This is a genomic window from Nonomuraea sp. NPDC003201 (genome assembly GCF_053590415.1).
Genome location: NZ_JBSFTC010000740.1, coordinates 1 through 1,415 on the forward strand (window position 1 = coordinate 1; position 1,415 = coordinate 1,415).

Sequence of the window (1,415 nt, forward strand, 5' to 3'; positions counted from 1 at the left end):
GGCCCCGGCGCCGGGCGCGGTACTCGGGCCGTTGGCGACGCGCAGCCGCAGCTCACCCCGCCGGTGTGCGACGTCCAGCGCCACCGTCGAGCCGGGCGCGTGGCGCATCGCGTTGCTGAGCGACTCCTGCACGATCCGGTACGCCGACAGCCCCACGGCCGGAGTCAGCCGGTTGAGCGGTCCGGCGCGCTTGACGAGCACGGCCAGCCCGGCGGCGCGGGCGTTGGAGACCAGCTCGTCGAGCCGGTCGAGCCCGGGCTGAGGGGCGGTGTCGACGCGTCCGTCCTGATCGCGCAGCACGCCGAGGACCTGGCGCAGCTCGGCGATCGCCTCCAGCGACAGCCCCCGGATCTCCGCCAGCCCCGCCTCCAACTGGGCGGGATCGCCCCTGGCCTTGAGCGGCACCGCCTCCGCCTGGATCGCGATCACCGACATGTGGTGCGCGACCACGTCGTGCAGCTCCCTGGCGATGCGAGCCCGCTCCGCCAGCACCGCCTGCGCGCTCTCGGCCTGCCGGGTGCGCCGCTCCTCCGTCTTCAGCTTCGCCGTGGCGGTACGGCGGACCCGCACGTTGTAGCCGAACAGCACCGCCACCGACACGACGACCATGGCGACCGGCATCGACTTGGGATCGATGATCCAGGTGGCCAGGAACGTGACGACCCAGACGGCCACCGTGATCCGCCGGTCGCAGCGCACGGCCACGGAGTAGAGGGCCAGCAGATAGGAGACGATCAGCCACGTCATGTACGGCATCTCGCCGTGAGGGAACCCGATCGTCCTGGTCACCCCGACGGCCACGGGCATCAGCGCGAACGACACCCGCCAGGCCGCCAGCGGCCACCGGTCGCGCAGGGCGATGGGCAGCGCGACCGCCACGGCGGTGAGGTAGACGAAGCCCTCCCAGATCGGCCCTTGTCGGTAAGGGCCGATCTGTGGGCCGATGTTCCACAACCACACCGTGTTCACCGTCTGCATGTAGAGCAGCAGCGCCAATATCAGCTCCGCCACCTGGACGAGGCTGATCGTGGTGAGCGGGACGAGCGGCCTGAGCCACTGCGGCACCCCGAACGCCAGCCGCCGCGCCTTCGGTGGCGGATCGGCGTCACCCTGGAAGAAGGCGAGCCCGACCGCCCCCCGAACGGCCCACACGGCCCGTCCCGCCGAAGCCCCGACCCGTCCGAGGAACCCTCGTCCCGCCGACGTCCCGACCCGCCCGAAGAGCCCCCGTTCGCCGCCGCTCCGTTCGCCGTCCGTGCTGGACCGTGACTGGCCGACCCGCTCGCCCGAACGCTCCCAGCCGCCACGCCGCCGGGCTGCCGCGTCATCATCGTGCGGCTTGGCCGCCGCCTCGTCGTCGCCGCCGCCTGGCGCGCCGGCCCGTTCCTCGTGACCTCCGCCTGGCGCGCCGGCCC

At 73.1% G+C, this 1,415-nt stretch carries 1 protein-coding gene; it reads right to left on the reverse strand.

Translation table 11 applies throughout. The annotated features are described in order from the left end of the window. A partial coding sequence (locus ACWDX9_RS63295; protein WP_449973450.1) for a sensor histidine kinase occupies positions 1-1,415 on the reverse strand: 1,415 nt, incomplete at both ends.